General features: G+C 69.0%; 14 protein-coding genes and 2 pseudogenes. 9 read left to right on the forward strand and 7 right to left on the reverse strand.

The features are described 5' to 3' along the window. The first annotated feature begins 34 nt into the window (after window positions 1-34). The 3 genes from ABZV94_RS02060 (at window position 35) to ABZV94_RS02070 (ending at window position 1,405) form a co-directional block, all read left to right on the forward strand. A complete protein-coding gene (locus ABZV94_RS02060; RefSeq protein WP_356336192.1) occupies window positions 35-157 on the forward strand; it encodes a hypothetical protein in 123 nt (40 codons plus the stop codon). Window positions 158-817: 660 nt separating this feature from the next. Then, window positions 818-1,168, forward strand: a complete 351-nt coding sequence (locus ABZV94_RS02065; protein ID WP_356336194.1) for a metalloregulator ArsR/SmtB family transcription factor — start codon at window positions 818-820, stop codon at window positions 1,166-1,168. Window positions 1,169-1,282: 114 nt separating this feature from the next. Next, entirely contained in the window at window positions 1,283-1,405 is a 123-nt protein-coding gene (locus tag ABZV94_RS02070) for a hypothetical protein (RefSeq protein ID WP_356336196.1), read from the forward strand. Window positions 1,406-1,516: 111 nt separating this feature from the next. Here the strand turns inward: ABZV94_RS02070 and ABZV94_RS02075 are convergent, their stop codons facing one another. The 4 genes and pseudogenes from ABZV94_RS02075 to ABZV94_RS02090 form a co-directional block, all read right to left on the reverse strand. Next, the gene (locus tag ABZV94_RS02075) at window positions 1,517-2,014 is read right to left on the reverse strand and encodes a hypothetical protein (RefSeq protein ID WP_356336198.1); all 498 of its coding nucleotides are present in this window, start codon (window positions 2,012-2,014) and stop codon (window positions 1,517-1,519) included. A gap of 149 nt (window positions 2,015-2,163) precedes the next feature. Beyond that, on the reverse strand, window positions 2,164-2,349 hold the full coding sequence (locus ABZV94_RS02080) for a DUF6126 family protein (protein WP_356336200.1): 186 nt from the start codon (window positions 2,347-2,349) through the stop codon (window positions 2,164-2,166). Window positions 2,350-2,853: 504 nt separating this feature from the next. After that, a pseudogene (locus ABZV94_RS02085) lies at window positions 2,854-3,191 on the reverse strand (metalloregulator ArsR/SmtB family transcription factor). Between the two features lie 5 nt (window positions 3,192-3,196). Continuing rightward, window positions 3,197-3,388 carry a hypothetical protein gene (locus ABZV94_RS02090; protein ID WP_356336202.1) on the reverse strand — a complete coding sequence of 64 codons (192 nt, stop codon included), beginning with the start codon at window positions 3,386-3,388 and terminating at the stop codon, window positions 3,197-3,199. Window positions 3,389-3,632: 244 nt separating this feature from the next. On the opposite strand from ABZV94_RS02090, the gene ABZV94_RS02095 reads away from it, so the two are divergent. The 6 genes and pseudogenes from ABZV94_RS02095 (at window position 3,633) to ABZV94_RS02120 (ending at window position 10,872) form a co-directional block, all read left to right on the forward strand. Further along, window positions 3,633-4,646 (forward strand): 2-hydroxyacid dehydrogenase, encoded by a 1,014-nt coding sequence (locus tag ABZV94_RS02095; RefSeq protein ID WP_356336204.1) that lies wholly within the window; start codon window positions 3,633-3,635, stop codon window positions 4,644-4,646. Window positions 4,647-4,872: 226 nt separating this feature from the next. After that, window positions 4,873-6,537 (forward strand): cytochrome c oxidase subunit I, encoded by a 1,665-nt coding sequence (ctaD, locus tag ABZV94_RS02100; RefSeq protein WP_356336256.1) that lies wholly within the window; start codon window positions 4,873-4,875, stop codon window positions 6,535-6,537. A 165-nt stretch (window positions 6,538-6,702) separates the two neighbouring features. Beyond that, entirely contained in the window at window positions 6,703-7,101 is a 399-nt protein-coding gene (locus ABZV94_RS02105; RefSeq protein ID WP_356336206.1) for a hypothetical protein, read from the forward strand. Between the two features lie 476 nt (window positions 7,102-7,577). Continuing rightward, window positions 7,578-7,772: pseudogene (locus ABZV94_RS02110) on the forward strand (nitroreductase); the annotation flags it as partial. Between the two features lie 783 nt (window positions 7,773-8,555). Then, the gene (locus ABZV94_RS02115) at window positions 8,556-10,145 is read left to right on the forward strand and encodes an oleate hydratase (RefSeq protein WP_356336208.1); all 1,590 of its coding nucleotides are present in this window, start codon (window positions 8,556-8,558) and stop codon (window positions 10,143-10,145) included. Between the two features lie 358 nt (window positions 10,146-10,503). Then, window positions 10,504-10,872: a hypothetical protein gene (locus tag ABZV94_RS02120; protein WP_356336209.1), complete on the forward strand. Its 369-nt coding sequence runs from the start codon at window positions 10,504-10,506 to the stop codon at window positions 10,870-10,872. 547 nt (window positions 10,873-11,419) lie between these two features. On the opposite strand, the gene ABZV94_RS02125 is transcribed toward ABZV94_RS02120, so the two are convergent. Genes ABZV94_RS02125 through ABZV94_RS02135 form a run of 3 tightly spaced genes read right to left on the reverse strand, consistent with a single transcriptional unit; the run spans window position 11,420 to window position 14,833 of the window. Next, complete coding sequence (locus tag ABZV94_RS02125) at window positions 11,420-14,194, reverse strand: TIR domain-containing protein (RefSeq protein WP_356336210.1); 2,775 nt, start codon at window positions 14,192-14,194, stop codon at window positions 11,420-11,422. Between the two features lie 17 nt (window positions 14,195-14,211). After that, a complete protein-coding gene (locus ABZV94_RS02130) occupies window positions 14,212-14,682 on the reverse strand; it encodes a hypothetical protein (protein ID WP_356336212.1) in 471 nt (156 codons plus the stop codon). Between the two features lie 7 nt (window positions 14,683-14,689). Continuing rightward, entirely contained in the window at window positions 14,690-14,833 is a 144-nt protein-coding gene (locus ABZV94_RS02135) for a hypothetical protein (protein WP_356336214.1), read from the reverse strand. Between the last annotated feature and the right edge of the window lie 458 nt (window positions 14,834-15,291).

Here is a 15,291-nt window from a genome sequence, read left to right on the forward strand (position 1 = left end):
CCGACCAGCCACAGCCGCAAGGAAGTCCACGACGATGACCATCGACCGGCGTTACACCGTCAAGGAGAACATCGGAGTCCTGTCGGTCGCCGGACACCTGGGCCCGGATGCTGTCCGGCGCTTCAACGGCGCTATCGGCTGGGTCGTCACCCACTAGCGGTCCGGTCATCGTCGACCTGAGCCAACTGCGCAGCTGGTCCGCCGAGGGTCAACTAGCGATCACCGATGCCGCCCGCCGCCTCGCGGAGGCGGGCCGGCGCCTGGAGCCGGCGGCCATCCCCGCCGACGGGTCCCTCGTCCCGGACAGGGACTGCCCGCACATCCCGGTGCACGCCGACCTGGCCACCGCGCTCGCCGCGCACAGCGCGGAGCTGGGGGAGTAGGCGGAGGGATGCCACGAGTGGCATACGACGGGCTGGCCGGCGGCGGACCGGGCAGGCGAGTGATCCCGGGTGATCAAGCGTGCGGTCTGCTGCAGTCGCTTTCCGGCGCCTCCCGAGCGGGACGGCTCCCGGGGGGCAGCTTGGACATGTGGTGGCCGCGGCAAGGGGCAGTTGCCGTCCTGGCCGAGGGCAGCAGGGCGGCACTTCAGACGGCAAGAGGGGATGTGAGCCTGGTGATGCCTGCGCCGCACAGTGGGGCGATTCCCAAGGGGTCCGCGTCTTTACTGCTGGATTCGGCTGCTCCTCGGAGCGGATTGGGCCTGGCCGGTATCACACGCGAGGATGGGTCGCATGTTCTTGACGAGTGGGTGGATGCGATGCGCCGAGGCCCGGCCGGTGGGCCCGTGCTGTCGTGTCGAGAAGGAGACGGCACGATGAGTAGGCCGCTGTACCAACTGAAGGCCGAGTTCTTCAAGACGCTCGGTCACCCGGTCCGGATCCGCGTCCTGGAGCTGCTGAGCGAGCGCGAGCACGCCGTCGCTGAGATGCTGCCCGAGGTGGGCGTCGAGCCCGCACACCTGTCCCAGCAGCTGGCGGTGCTGCGCCGGGCGAACCTGGTCAAGACGCGTAAGGAGGGGTCGACCGTGTACTACTCCCTGACCAGTCCCCACGTCGCCGAACTCCTCCAAGTCGCCCGTACCATCCTCTCCGGCGTGCTGGCCGGGCAAGCTGAACTGCTTGCCGACTTGCAGGCGGCCCAGCTGGAAGAAAAGCCGCCTTCGTAGCGACGGCCGGCGGACGGCGATCACCTCCGGGATGTGGGCGGCGCGTTCTGCGCGAAGTGTCTGCGCCGCTCCGCAGTTGGGAGTTGGGTGGCTCGGGTGCAGGTGCGCTGCGTGATGCGGGGTCCTGAAACGCGCTGCGAGGTCGAGATCGCCACGCCGTTCAATCTGGTGTGCGACGCGGAGCGATACGGGGCACGGCTGGTGGCGTTACCCCGGCACGCGGACCTGGCGCTGTGACCGGCCCCGTGACGCGGAACAGAGTCATTGCGCCGCGCTCCGGTCCGCTTGGCGGTAGCGGGGATGCTCGTCCCGCTCAGCCGCCCGGCTCCGGGCTCGAAGAGTTTCGCGTCATGACTTCTGCTGGACCGGTGCCACGCGGTCGGCTCCCTCTGGCCACAGAACCTCGACGCCGATGCCGCTGCTGCGGGCGAAGGCCACGAGATGGGCAGTTGCGTCCCGGCCGTTGGACGGGGAGCCGTCCCACACCGCCAGCAGCCGGGCGCACGAGCGCAGCAGGTTCTCGTCCGCCCCCACACAGGAACCGCGGTCGGACGGGTCGTACTCCAGTAGTCGCACCTGCTCCGACAGCAGCAACAGTTCCCCGGCCGCCTTGCGGTCACGCGACTCCAGCACCTCGGGCACGCCGTTCCTGGAGGGCAGGACGGTCACCAGCGCCAGTCCCGCGGCGCGGGCGGCCCGCCCGAAGACGACTGGCAGACCCTTCCCGGCACGCACCAGCCCCGACTTGCCCGCTCGTGCGAACTCTGCCAGGCGTCGACGCAGTTCCTCCTCCAGTACGTCCAGCGTGGACGCGGTGAGGTCAGGGTGTCCCACAACAGCGATCACTTCAGACAGTCCTTTCTCCCGCGCCGAGTTGAAGAAGTCTTCACGGGGACAGCTGATCCTCGCTGGCTGGAAGGAAGCGGGCCATAGGGCTGCGGGGCCGCAATCCGGGCCGGTCGGCCCTTGTCTCAGGTGCGCGTGCTGTCGCTGGTTCACTTGTGCGCGTGGTCGCCCAGGTAGAAGAGGAGCATCATCCATGCGGCGATGATGTGCGTGCCGAAGATGTAGAAGCCCGCGCGGATCGCGACACCGCGCTCGATCCGCCCGTCCCGGTCCTTGAGTCTGCGCTTCCGCTTCGGCTGCGCGCCCGCAGACTGGTTCGGCGCCTGTTCGGTCACGGTGTCGTCTCCCCGCTTCCTGTGATGTCCACGTCGCTACGACGGCAGGCCGAACCGTACGAGGACGGCCTTGCCGTCATGGTCGACTGCGGGTTCGGTCTCCATGTCGCCGTCGTAGTCGGCGGCGAGTTCGGCCACCATGCGCAGCCCCGCGCCATGCCTTCGTCGCTGAGATCCGGCAGTGCCGGCTCGGCGTCCGCGACGCTGACCACCCGCTGTCCGGCCACGATCGCTATCCCCGCGTCGATGGCCGTCGAGCGAGGGGCGTGCCTCAGCACGTTCGTGACCAGCTCGCTGACCACCAGCAGCACGGCGCCGGCGAACGCCGAGTTCGCCGCTACGCCGACCGCGGGCAGGTGTCGGGCCACTGCTTCCCGGGCTCGTCGTACGGCCTCCGGCCCCGTCGTCACCGAGGCGAGGTGACGCCGTACCGGTGTCGGAACATGCTCTATGGCTGCGTGGGTCCGCCCATTCGCCACGGCAGTCGGAATCCATTCCCGCTGCTCACTGCGCTGTCTCCGCCTCGCGCAGTTCGTCCAGCAGGTCCTGCCGCCCGGCCAGGAGAACGGCCAGGATCTGCCGCGCGGCAGCGAGGAGCTCCGCCACGTCGCCGCCCGCCAGCTCGTAGACGACCGTCGATCCGGTACGCGTCGCGGTCACGATCCCCGCACGGCGCGGCACGGCCGGCTGCTGCGACAGGCTCGACGGCTCGACCTCGATCTCCGCCAAGAGATCGCGCACTGGCTTGGGTCCGTCCTGCAGCAGCTCAATACCCGGATGCGCACAGGGTGCCCGAGCATGCGGAAGAACTCCGCCTTCGCCTCGTACAAGGGAACCCGCACCTGGATCACTCTCCTTCCGCCTCGATGGCAGTGACGGCGACCCCGTGCTGCTGTGCCACACGCACCGCGTCGTCCAGCTTGTCCTGGGCTACGGCGACAGCGAAGGCGCCGCCCTCCCCTTGCAAAGCTTCTGCAGGATCCGCTCGAGCCTGGCGCACCTGCTCCAGCAGCGCCTCAGTGAACGCGGACTCGCCCATTCGGGCCTCCCTCCCGATGGCTGCGTGACACGGCGACCAGTGAAGTGAATGACACGGCAACTAGTGAATTGACGAACTTGTCAACTTTACGCCGGGGAGCGGCCCCTCGGCCGTCAGGCCCTCCTCTGGCCTGGCACCTGGGGGGACGATGGGGCCAGTCTCCCGAGTCCATCGGCTCTCTTCACCTCGGCGCCCGCTGCCTATGGTGGGGAGGTGATCGCTTGCTGCGATGGAAGGAGAGCTGGTGGAGATCGTCGCGTATGGCGTCCTCGCGGACGAGGAGCCGCTGCTGAGGGAAGCATTTGACGGGGTGTTCGCCGGCCGGCATGAGCTGCGGTGTCTGGGACTGTTCCTGGACCGGGACACCGTCCCGACCGCCGCCGGCCATGAGGTCGTGCTCAGCAGTGTTAACGACACCCTGGACGCCGACGTTCTGCGCTCGCTGGCCAGGGGCGGCACCCGACTGATCGCCCAGCGTTCCACCGGCCACAACAACATCGACCTGACCGCAGCCAGGGAACTGGCGCTCACGGTTGCCCGGGTCTCGTACTACTCCCCCTATTCGGTCGCCGAGTTCGCCTGGACCCTGGCCCTGGCCGTGAACCGCCGGATTGTCCGTGCTGCGCACCGCACCCGGGATTTCGACTTCCGGCTCGATGGGCTGATGGGTCGCGACCTTCGCGGCCGCACGGTCGGCGTGGTGGGCACTGGAAAGATTGGCGCCGCGTTCGCCCGTATCGCTCACGGGTTCGGGATGCGCTTGCTGGGCTGGGACGTCGCCGAGAACTCCGACTGCCTCGCCCTCGGCATGGAGTACGTGCCGCGCGAGAGGTTGTTCGCCGAGGCGGACCTGGTCAGCCTGCACATGCCGCTGCTGCCCGAGACTCATTACCTCGTCGATGCGGAGGCCCTGGGCCTGATGAAGGACGACGCGATCCTGGTGAACTCCAGTCGCGGCGGCCTGGTGGACACCGACGCCCTGTTGGAGACGCTGCGCGTTGGGCGGCTGAGCGGGGTCGGCCTCGACGTATACGAGGAGGAGGCAGGCGTGTTCTTCCTGGACAAGTCGCTGGAGGTTATGGCCGATGAACGCCTCGCACGGCTGATGACCTTCAGCAACGTCCTGATCACTTCGCACCAGGCCTACTTCACCCGGGACGCCGTCGGGCAGATCGCCCAGACCACCGTGGCCAACATCGAGGACTACTTCACCGGCCGTTCCGGCAGCAACGTACTCGTCCGCCCCGAGACATCCTGATCCACGTCTGCTCCTGGCGCGCAGCCAGAAGAAGGGCCGTTGGACCCCATGCGACAGCCGGCCCGGGGCTGTTCGGCCCTGTCCGGCCCCGGTACCCCTCCGACGATCATGAGGCGGCGGCCGGGAAGGGCCCAGGTCCATACCCGCACCACGGCACTTCCCGGCTCGTCGTCGACATGGCAGAAGGGGAGGACACCGTCCGGTGGACCAGGCACAGATACACAAGGTGGGGACCGCGCGGCCGGGTGCCGGGGTCACCGTCCCCGCAGGGACAACCAGACGGGTACGGCCGCCGTGGACGGAGTGGCTGACGACCACCGACCACAAGAAGATCGGGACGATGTACCTGGTCACCGCGTTCGCCTTCTTCATCGTCGGCGGTGTGATGGCCCTGCTGATGCGCGCGGAACTGGCCAGGCCCGGCCTGCAGATCCTCTCGCAGGAGCAGTTCAACCAGGCGTTCACCATGCACGGCTCGATCATGCTGCTGATGTTCGCGATGCCGCTATTCACCGGGTTCGCCAACTGGATCATGCCGTTGCAGATCGGCGCGCCCGACGTCGCGTTCCCGCGGCTGAACATGCTCGCCTACTGGCTGTTCCTGTTCGGCTCGTCGATCGCGGCCTTCGGCTTCCTCACTCCGGGGGGCGCCGCCGACTTCGGCTGGTTCCTGTACGCCCCGCTGTCGGACGCCGTCCACTCACCGGGTCTGGGCGCCGATCTGTGGATCATGGGCGTGGCACTGTCCGGCTTCGGCTCGATCCTCGGCGCGGTCAACTTCATCACCACGATCATCTGCATGAGGGCGCCGGGCATGACCATGTTCCGGATGCCGATCTTCACCTGGAACGTGCTGCTGACCGCTCTGCTGGTCCTGATCGTGTTCCCCGTGCTGGCCGCGGCGCTGTTCGCGCTGGAGATGGACCGCAAGTTCGGTGCCCACGTCTTCGACGCGGCCAACGGCGGAGCCCTGCTCTGGCAGCACCTGTTCTGGTTCTTCGGCCATCCGGAGGTCTACATCCTGGCCCTGCCGTTCTTCGGCATAGTCTCCGAGGTCATCCCGGTCTTCGCCCGCAAGCCCATGTTCGGCTACATGGGGCTGATCGGGGCGACGATCTCAATCGCGGGCCTGTCGGTGACGGTGTGGGCCCACCACATGTACGTCACCGGTGGCGTGCTGCTGCCGTTCTTCTCGTTCATGACGTTCCTGATCGCGGTGCCGACAGGGGTGAAGTTCTTCAACTGGATCGGCACCATGTGGAAGGGCTCGCTGTCCTTCGAGACACCGATGCTGTGGACCGTCGGCTTCCTGGTCACTTTCCTCTTCGGCGGTCTGACCGGTGTGATCCTGGCCTCCCCGCCGATGGACTTCCACCTCTCCGACTCGTACTTCGTCGTCGCGCACTTCCACTACACGGTCTTCGGTACGGTCGTGTACGCGATGTTCGCCGGATTCCACTTCTGGTGGCCCAAGTTCACCGGCAAGATGCTCGACGAACGCCTGGGGAAGATCACCTTCTGGACGCTCACGGCCGGCTTCCACACCACGTTCCTGGTCCAGCACTGGCTGGGCGCCGAGGGCATGCCCCGCCGCTACGCCGACTACCTGGCCGCCGACGGCTTCACCGCCCTCAACACCGTCTCCACGATCGGGTCGTTCCTGCTCGGCCTGTCGGTCCTGCCCTTCCTCTACAACGTCTGGAAGACGGCCAGGTACGGCAAGCCGGTCGGCGTCGACGACCCGTGGGGCTACGGCCGCTCGCTGGAGTGGGCGACCTCCTGCCCGCCGCCCCGGCACAACTTCCTCGCCCTGCCCCGGATCCGCAGCGAGTCCCCGGCGTTCGACCTGCACCACCCGGAGATCGCCGCCCTCGAAGAATCGGCGAGGTAGACCATGCCCCACACCGTCTTCACCCTGGGAGCCGCCACTGTGACAGTGGCGGGAAGCGTCTGGTACCTGCCGGCCATCGCCGATCTGCGCGCGTGAGCCGACCGGCCGCCAGCCCGGCGCAGAGCCGCGGCGGCCTGCCTCAGCGGCTGGGCCACGACCGGGGTCATGGCGATACTGCTGCTCGTCTGCGAAGAGTGGTGGACACCTTCCGGGGTGGCGGTGGCCGGTACCACCCTCACCGTGTGTCTTCGGGCACGCGCGGCCGTACAGCGCCGCCGCGAGATGCGCGAGACCGCACGCGAGTGGGCGGCGCTTGGCCATTTTCGGCAACCACTGGGCACGGGGGGTGCCCGGAACATCGTCGCTGCGCTCATCGGTGTCGGGCTGGCCGTTGCGGTGGCCGCGGCTGTCCTCGGGGCGGTCGCACAGCGCGGCCGGGGCGTGGACTGGTGGGCGGTTGCCGCCGCGCCCTCCGCAGTCGTCGGGCTGTTTCTCGCCCTCGCGGTCGTCTACGGCCGAGCGCCCCGACACCACCGCTTGGACACAAGGGGTCTCGGTCGATGACGAGCACAGTAGTGCGAGGTCACCACGCGTGTCGGCCAGCCGCTGGAGAGAGCCTGGCCGGGGCGCCGAGCCCGAGTCCGGGCTCAGTACGACAACGGCAAGACCGCCGAAACCACTTTGCCGGTGGGACCGACGCTCACCTGGACATCGACCGCGAGGCCCCTGAACCAGAAGCCAGCCGAATCCGCCCGGCTCTCTCGGACCTGCGAGCTGTAACCGTGGGGGCTGACGGCTGGCGTCGTGCACTGTGACCGTCACTGTCCCCGGGCCGGCCCTGAGCCCGAAACCGGTCACGCCACCGGCATGGCCGACCGCGTTGCTGATCAGCTCGGTCACCACCGGCAGCACCGCGTCCGCTTCATCCCCCAGAGGGCGCAAGAACGCACAGAAGGCCGCGTGCAACATCCCTCGCCTGATCCGCGGTCTGAGGATTGTCTCCGCTCAGGGGGTCGTATCGCTCCTCGGACGAATGCGACATTGCTGCCTCCGGCCGCCAGCTGTGCGAGGCACGTCACCCCACGACGGACGAGGACGACCTTGCGCGCCTGCACCCCGTGATCCGCGAGCGGCACACCAGTCGGCACCCCTTCGACGCGAAGGACATCCCGGAGAACGTACGGGCCGCCCTGCACAGAGCAGCCTCCTTCGAGGGAGCCGAGCTGCTGTTCCCACCAGCGTTGATGCCGTCCGATGAGCCTGCCGTGCGCCCTTCGCGCTCCGGAAGACTCGGCGTGGTGGGCGATGGCCGCAGTGCTGAGCCGGCCATGGCGCGGTGCAAAGGGCGGCGCAGGGCCTGCCGGACCGGACGTCTCCGGAGCGCGGTGCCCGTCCGGTCCGGCAGTCCCCTTCGGACGGGTGATCTTAGCCAGTGTGGGCGGGCTTGTCCTTGGCTGGGCCGGAAAGCCTCCCAGCCCCGGCACGATTGGCAGACTGCGGCTCGTGCCAGGTCAGCGGGCGAGGGCGCTGGAGGGGCGATCGGCTCCGTGAACCATCGAGAGACGTCCCTCTGCGGATGATCAAGATGTGAGCCCGATGGGGCCTTCCTGCACAGATCACGCCGAACAACCACGGCCGGGCGTTCACGACGCGGCGGGGGCCGTCGCATCGAGGCCGCGAGAGGTCGACGAGCTGCGCGCTGCCGTCGGCCAGGCGGTAGCACAAGCCCACCACGGTGGCCTGGCCGAGGGCGACCTCGGCATGTGGCCTTCACCGCAGATACCGCTGCAAAGCGCGGGGTCCCGGCCGAGCCCCCGGGTCGGTCGGCGTGTGAAGAGGGACGTCCGGCCCCTGCCTGCACCGTTTCCTCACGAGTTCACTGACGGTTACAGGCGCCGGCCGCACTCCGTCGGCGCTGCGCCGTGCGAACACCGCTGCCGCTCAGAGTCGGGGTCGCGGCACGGCTCTCGACCAGAGTCGGCCGTCCGTGACAGCGGGCGGCAGAACGGAGGGACGTCGTGACCGACGCTCCGCAGCAGTCCCAGGCCTACCTCGTCGGCGGCGGCATCGCCTCGCTGGCGGCGGCCGCCTTCCTGATCCGCGACGGCGGATTCCCCGGCGCGAACATCCACATCCTCGAGGAACTTCCGGTCGCCGGCGGCTCCATGGACGGCCGCGGCGGGCCCAGCGGATACGTCACCCGTGGCGGCCGCATGCTGGAGGACGAGGCCTACACGTGCCTGTGGAACCTCCTGGAGACCATCCCGACCCTCACCGACGAGACTGTGTCGGTGCGCGAGGAGACCCGCGAGTTCAGCGCCAAGTGGCTCACCGACGCCAAGGCCCGCCTGATCGGCAAGGGCGCCGAGATCCTTGACGCCTCCGACTACGGCCTCGACACCCGCGACCGCCTGGAGCTGACCCGCCTGCTCGTACTCCCGGAGGCGGTGATCGGAGCCCGCCGAATCGAGGACTTCTTCTCCCCGCACTTCTTCGAGACCAACTTCTGGGCGATGTGGCGCACCACGTTCGCCTTCCAGAACTGGCACAGCGCCATCGAGCTCAGACGCTACTTCCTGCGCTTCATGCAGGAGTTCCCACGCATGCACACCCTGGCGGGCGTGCGCCGCACCCGGCTCAACCAGTACGACTCGATCATCCGCCCGCTGCAGACCTGGCTGGAGGAGCGCGGCGTGCGCTTCGAGCACGGCGTCCGGGTCACCGACGTTGACCTCACCACGGAGGAGGACGGCACTCGACGGGTGCGACGCCTCCACCTCGACCGAGCCGGACAGCCGGATGCGTACGACCTCGGCGACACCGACTACGCGTTCCTCACTCTCGGCTCGATGACCGCCGACGCCGCATGCGGCAGTGACGACACCGCTCCCGAGCTGATCCGCCACAGGCGTGACGGCGGCTGGCAGCTGTGGGAGACCATCGCCGCCAAGGCTGACGACTTCGGCCGCCCGGCCGCCTTCTACGGCAACGTGGACGAGGCCAAGTGGGAGTCCTTCACCCTCACCATGCGAAGCCCCCTGCTCCTGCACCGCATCGAGGAACTGTCCGGCAATCTCCCCGGCACCGGCGCGCTGATGACCTTCAAGGACTCCAACTGGCTGATGTCCATCGTCGTACCGCACGCGCCGCACTTCGAGGGACAGCCCGAGGACGTCTACACCCTGTGGGGCTACGGCCTCTTCGTTGACAACGAGGGCGACTTCATCTGCAAGACGATGGCCGAGGCCACCGGCCGGGAGATCCTCACCGAACTGCTCAACCACCTCGGCCTGTGGGACATCGAGGAGCAGGTCGCGGCGACGACTATTGTGATTCCGGTGATGATGCCGTACATCACCAGCCAGTTCGCCCCACGCACGGTCCACGACCGTCCGCTGGTCATCCCGCGCGGCGCCGCGAACTTCGCCTTCCTCGGCCAGTTCACGGAGATCCCGGAGGACGTCGTCTTCACCGTCGAGTACTCCGTCCGCGGCGCCATGCACGCCGTCTACGGGCTGCTCGGCCTCGACCACGAGATCCCCGGCATCTATCACGCCCTCGCCAACCCGAAGACGGCCATCGGCGTGCTCAAGGCCGCCCTGGCCTGACCTGTCGGCGGCCGGTTGCAAAGTGCCGTTGACCGCGCATGTCGCCCGGCCGGGCACACTGCGCTCCGGCCCCCGAGGCACGGCGGCCGGTGTGCAAGTGGTGCGGGCAGAAGTTCGCTGATCAGCGCTCGGAGGAGACCACCGCGCAGAGGACGGCCTGGAAGGCCGGCGACGGGTCCGTGAGCGGCACCTGCCACGCCCAATGACATCGCCGCGAGGAAGCCGCCACCGAAGCCGCCCGCCTTCAGGCCGCCGCGCCGCCGGAGCCGGAGGTCGACCAGCAGCCGGGCCGTGGCTGCGGCTGGCTCCGTCGGCGGTCCCGCACGGTCGGCAGGTGATGCTGGCAGGCGTTCGGCTTGTGATCACTTCTCGCTCATGGTGGTGTCTGACCGCCACCGCCGTGCTGTCCCTGTCCCTGGCCACGCCGGTGGCGGCGTCCCCTGCCACCGCCGCGCCGCCGACGGCCGCTCACCATCCGGCCACCGCGTCCGCGGTGCGGCGGGACCTGCCCGAGCCGCCGCCGGCCGAGGTCGTCCACGAGGAACTGGACGACCTCACCGTCGCAGCTCCGCACCCGATGAGCGGGTACTCGCGCTCGAAGTTCCCGCACTGGGTCACTCAGTACGGCACCTGCGACACCCGCGAGGTCGCCCTTGCTCGCGACGGCCAGGACGTCGTCAGGGACGAACAGTGCCGGGCCGTCTCCGGGATCTGGTACGGCGCGTGACAGGCCGTCCCTGGCACGCCTTGCGTACCCCAGTAATGATCTTGGTGCGCCTCATTTCGACCTGTCCGCGCTGGCGGGCCAGACGGTCACCGTGAAGTTCAACGGCATGGCGGACTCCTCTTTGCGGACCAGCTTCGTGGTGGACGACACCGGCCTGACGACCAGCTGACCCGCATGAGCTGAGCACTCGATCCCGGCGCGGCTGCTTCGAGCAGCTCGGTGATCCGGTCGGCGAAGTCCGGTCCGGGCAGGGGGATGTCGGAGTCGGGTTCGCGCAGCGTCCGACACCCTCCCCGCGCGCAGCGCAGACCAAGACCTTCCTCCCGACCCCGACCAGAACGCCCCAGCCAGGTCTGCCGTACCTCAGCACATCCAGGAACCCGCACAACGGTGAACAACTGAATCGAGGGCGCACCCGCCCACAGACAACGGCACCGCTGCCCGAAACAGGATGTGGGAGCGGTGCCGTTGTTGATCGCATGGTGCGCCTACGGCGGTGGTGGGCCGAGGCAGTAGGGGGCATCGGACCTTCCCCGCGCACGCCCAGTCAGGGCGCAGGGCAGAGTTCGCGCGGGGCGGGGCCCGGCGGTACGTAGTCACGCCACCGGTCGGCGGTGAAGGCGCCCCTGGCCCATCTGCACAATGACCGCACAGGGTCCACCGTCGCCTCGACGTTCCATACCCGTGCCGTACCGTCCATGCCCCAGCTGACCACCGTCCTGCCACCGGAACCGAAGGCCACACCGGTGACATCGGCGCTGTGTCCGTCGAGGGGCTCGCCGATCTCGCGCCCGGTGGCAACGTCCCAGAGCCTGACCGTGTGGTCCATGCTGCCGGTGGCCAGGGTTGTCCCGTCGGGGCTGAAGGCCACGGACGTGACGCCGCTGCGGTGGCCGGTCAGAGCATCCCCGATCTGCTCGCGTGTGGCCGCGTCCCACAGTCGGGCAGTGTTGTCGCGGCTCGCGGTCGCGAACGTCCGGCCGTCGGGGCTGAACGCTACGGCGGTGATCTGCGCGGTGTGACGGGCCGGGCTCTCGCCGACACGGTGGTGCGTGGCGACGTCCCAGAGCGCCACGGTGTCGTTCTCCGTGTTGGTAGCCAGGGTGCGGCCGTCGGGGCTGAACGCGACGCTCGTGGCGCTGACGTCGAGTGCTTTGCCAGTTTGACGATGTGTCGCCAGGTCCCACAGCTGCACGGCGCTAGGGCGGGCACTGGCGAGGGTCCTGCCGTCCGGGCTGAACGCGACCGCGGTGACGTCGTTCGTGATGTCGTGCGTGGCGAGCAGTGGCTTGCCGACCGGGAGGCGGGCCGCCACGTTCCACAGCCGCAGGCCGTGGGAGGCGATGGCGAGCACGGCGTTGTCGGGACTGAACGACAGGGCGTAGCCCAACCCCTCTTCACCGTGGAGCAGGGGAGCGCCGGTTGGAAGACGCGTGGCGACGTTCCAGAAGCGCACGGAATGGAGGCCCACGACGGCCAGGGTTCGGCCGTTCCGGCTGAGTGCTGTCGCCTGCTGGGCCCCGATTCCGAGCGGTGCGCCGATCTGCCGCTGCGTGCGGACGTTCCGGAGACGGACGGTGGTGTCGTCACTCGAACTGGCCAGGACGGCCCCGTCCGGGCTGAAGGCAACAGTCCGGACGCCACCGGTGTGGCTGGTGAACGGCGCCCCCGTCTGGGTGTGCCGTACGACGTCCCAGAGCCGTACGCTGCCGTCTTGGTACCCGGCGGCGAGTACTGTGCCGTCGGGGCTGAAGGCCACCGACTCGGTCCACGTGGCGAGGGAGCCCAGCGGCTTCCTGATCGGGCTGCGGGTGCGGGTGTCCCAGAGGCGCACGCCGCCGTGGGTGCCGGCGGAGGCGAGGGTCCTGCCGTCGGGGCTGAAGGCGACCGACGTGACGTAAGCGTCGTCTCCCCCAAGGGTTCTGCCGATCGGTGTGCGGGTACCGGTGTCCCAGAGCTGCACGCCGCTGCCGGCCGTGGCGAAGGTCCTGCCGTCGGGGCTGAAGGCGACCGTGGCAGCACGGGAGGCGTGACCGCCGAGCGGCCCGCCGATCTGGCGGTGGGTTGCCACGTTCCACACCCGCACGCTGTCGTCGGCGGTAACGAGGGTTTTGCCGTCTGGGCTGTAGGCCACCGCGTTGACCATCCCGGCATGGGCGTTGAACGGGGCGCCGATCTGCCTGCGGCTGGCGACGTCCCAGAGCCGCACGGTGCCGTCGGAGCTCGAACTGGCCAGTGTCCTGCCAGCCGGCCCGAACGCCATGGACGTGACGCCCTGGTGGTGCCCGACGAGCGCATTCCCCGCCCTCTGCTGCGTCGCCGTGTCCCAGAACCGCACCACGCCGTCGCCCCCGCCGGAGGCAACCATTCTGCCGTCGGGACTGAACGCCAGCGAGCCCACCGGCCAGGCGTGGGGGAGGAGGCCGGAGTCCGGGTTGACGGTGGCCTCAAGGACCGCGAGACGGGTTTCCGGGGAGGGGTCGATACGCCACGCCGCCAACGCCTTCAGCCGGGCGGCGAACGGGTCCCGGGTAGCGAGTAGTGAACTCTGGGTGATCAGTTGTTGCGCGACGGCATGGTCACGCTGGCGCCTGGCCTCGGCACGTTCGACAACCGCGATCACCGACACCGTGCTCGCGACCAGGAGCAGCAAGCCCAGCACAGCCGCGACGATCCTGGCCGTCCGCAGGTTGCGTCTGGTGTCGCGGAGACCTTCCGACCTGAGCTCATCCTCGGACAGGCCGCGAACAACTGACGCGATGCCGAACGCGACACCGTCGATGTCGGGCAGGGAACCGGCGTCATTGCCGAGCTGGCGGCGACCCACGGACTTCCAGACCGGTTGCTGCTCGAATCGTCCCGCCAAGCGGGCGGGCAGCGCAGTCGACAGCCCCGGGTCCCAGTCACCCCGCCGTTCGTCCCACACCAACTGCCCCGCGGTGACGACGAGCAGGATGGTATCGACCGACCTATGCTCCAGCCACCACTCGATTTCCCGGTCCACCCACACCGAGGCTCTGGCCTCCGGTGACGCAAGGACCACGAGCCAGTCCGAGCGGGAAAGACCGGCCTCGATCTTGCCCCACAGCTGCGGCCCGATCGACACACCGCTGTAGTCGAGGAAGACCCTAATGCGCGGCGGCTTATACCAGGGGCGGGACTGCTTCTCGATCACGCGTTGCAGGCGCGGCAGCCACTGCCGGTCGCGGTCACCACTGTAGGAGAGGAAGACGCCGTAACCGATCTCGGCTCTGACCCGCCCACGGCGGGCCAGGCAGGACCGCAGCCGCGCGAACGCTGTACCGAGCCCGACCACCCACACCGACAAACCCCTCAGCACTATCCGACCGACAGGTACTCGCGGCCGTTCCAGCTCAGCGTCACCTGCGTGGTGGTCCCCTGGGCGCAGCTGGGCACGCACCAGTTCGCGGACCGGATGATCGTGTAGCGACCGTCCTCGCCGGGGCCGGCGAGCCGTGCGTGGTAGTAGGCGAACCGGCCGCCCGAGTAGTGCTCCTCCGTGTCGCTCCAGCCAATGTCCTCGAACCCGTCCGTGTCGGGCACGAGCACCAGCACCCCGTCATAGCGGCCAGGGTTGTAGGTAATGAAGGTGTTCCCAGTGGCATCGGTCGCGGGGTCAGCGAAGTGCAGGTCGTTCTCGTAGATGTCCACGTCGATGGAGGCCAGTGCGCGCCCGCTCCCAGTGACGGCCGCGACGCACCCCGTGGGGTCGTGGGAGACGGACCGCCTGACCAGGAATACGCGGACCGCCCCCAACTCGGGATGACGGATGTCCCGGTGATCGAGCACCGCACCGTCACACCGTGCGGCAGCCGGAGGGGCGGGCGGAAACGAGGCCGACGGCGTCACCCGGGCCGAAGAGGAGGCCGGAGTTGTCGCCCGGGCCGAAGACGGGGCCGAGGGGTGCGTCGCCCGGGGCGGCCCGCTCGTTTTGGTGCATCCGCCGGAGAACATCCCCGCTAGCACCGAGACCAGCAGCGCGGTCCGAATCACAGTTGAGCGGAGCGGGCGCCGCAAGCAGCGTCGACGTAAACCCAAGGATGTGCTGGAAGGCATGGCATTCCCCCGTGTCCGAATAGGACCGACCATCCGGATTGAACACCTGCGACTCTACCGAGCGGACATGCTGCCAGGGGGGACTTGGACGAAGCCCGCCCACCTGCCAGCCGTCGCCACGCGGCTGTGCGCGGAGGCGACCGGTGCAAGGGCGCGCACCCCAGGCGGAGCTGGCCGTACGCGGCGACAGCAGTGACCGCCGTCGGTTCCCTCGCCGCAGACGAACCCACGGACAAGGGCAGTTGGCCCCGCCCGGCTGTGGGTAAGGTCCGTCACGGGTCAGTCCGACACAGGGTCAGGTCCGGGCCGTGGCCGGTGGGACGGGAGCGCAGGAACGCGGGG

Origin of the sequence: Streptomyces sp. NPDC004658, assembly GCF_040609555.1 — a bacterium.
In the GTDB taxonomy this organism is placed as follows: Bacteria; Actinomycetota; Actinomycetes; order Streptomycetales; family Streptomycetaceae; genus Streptomyces.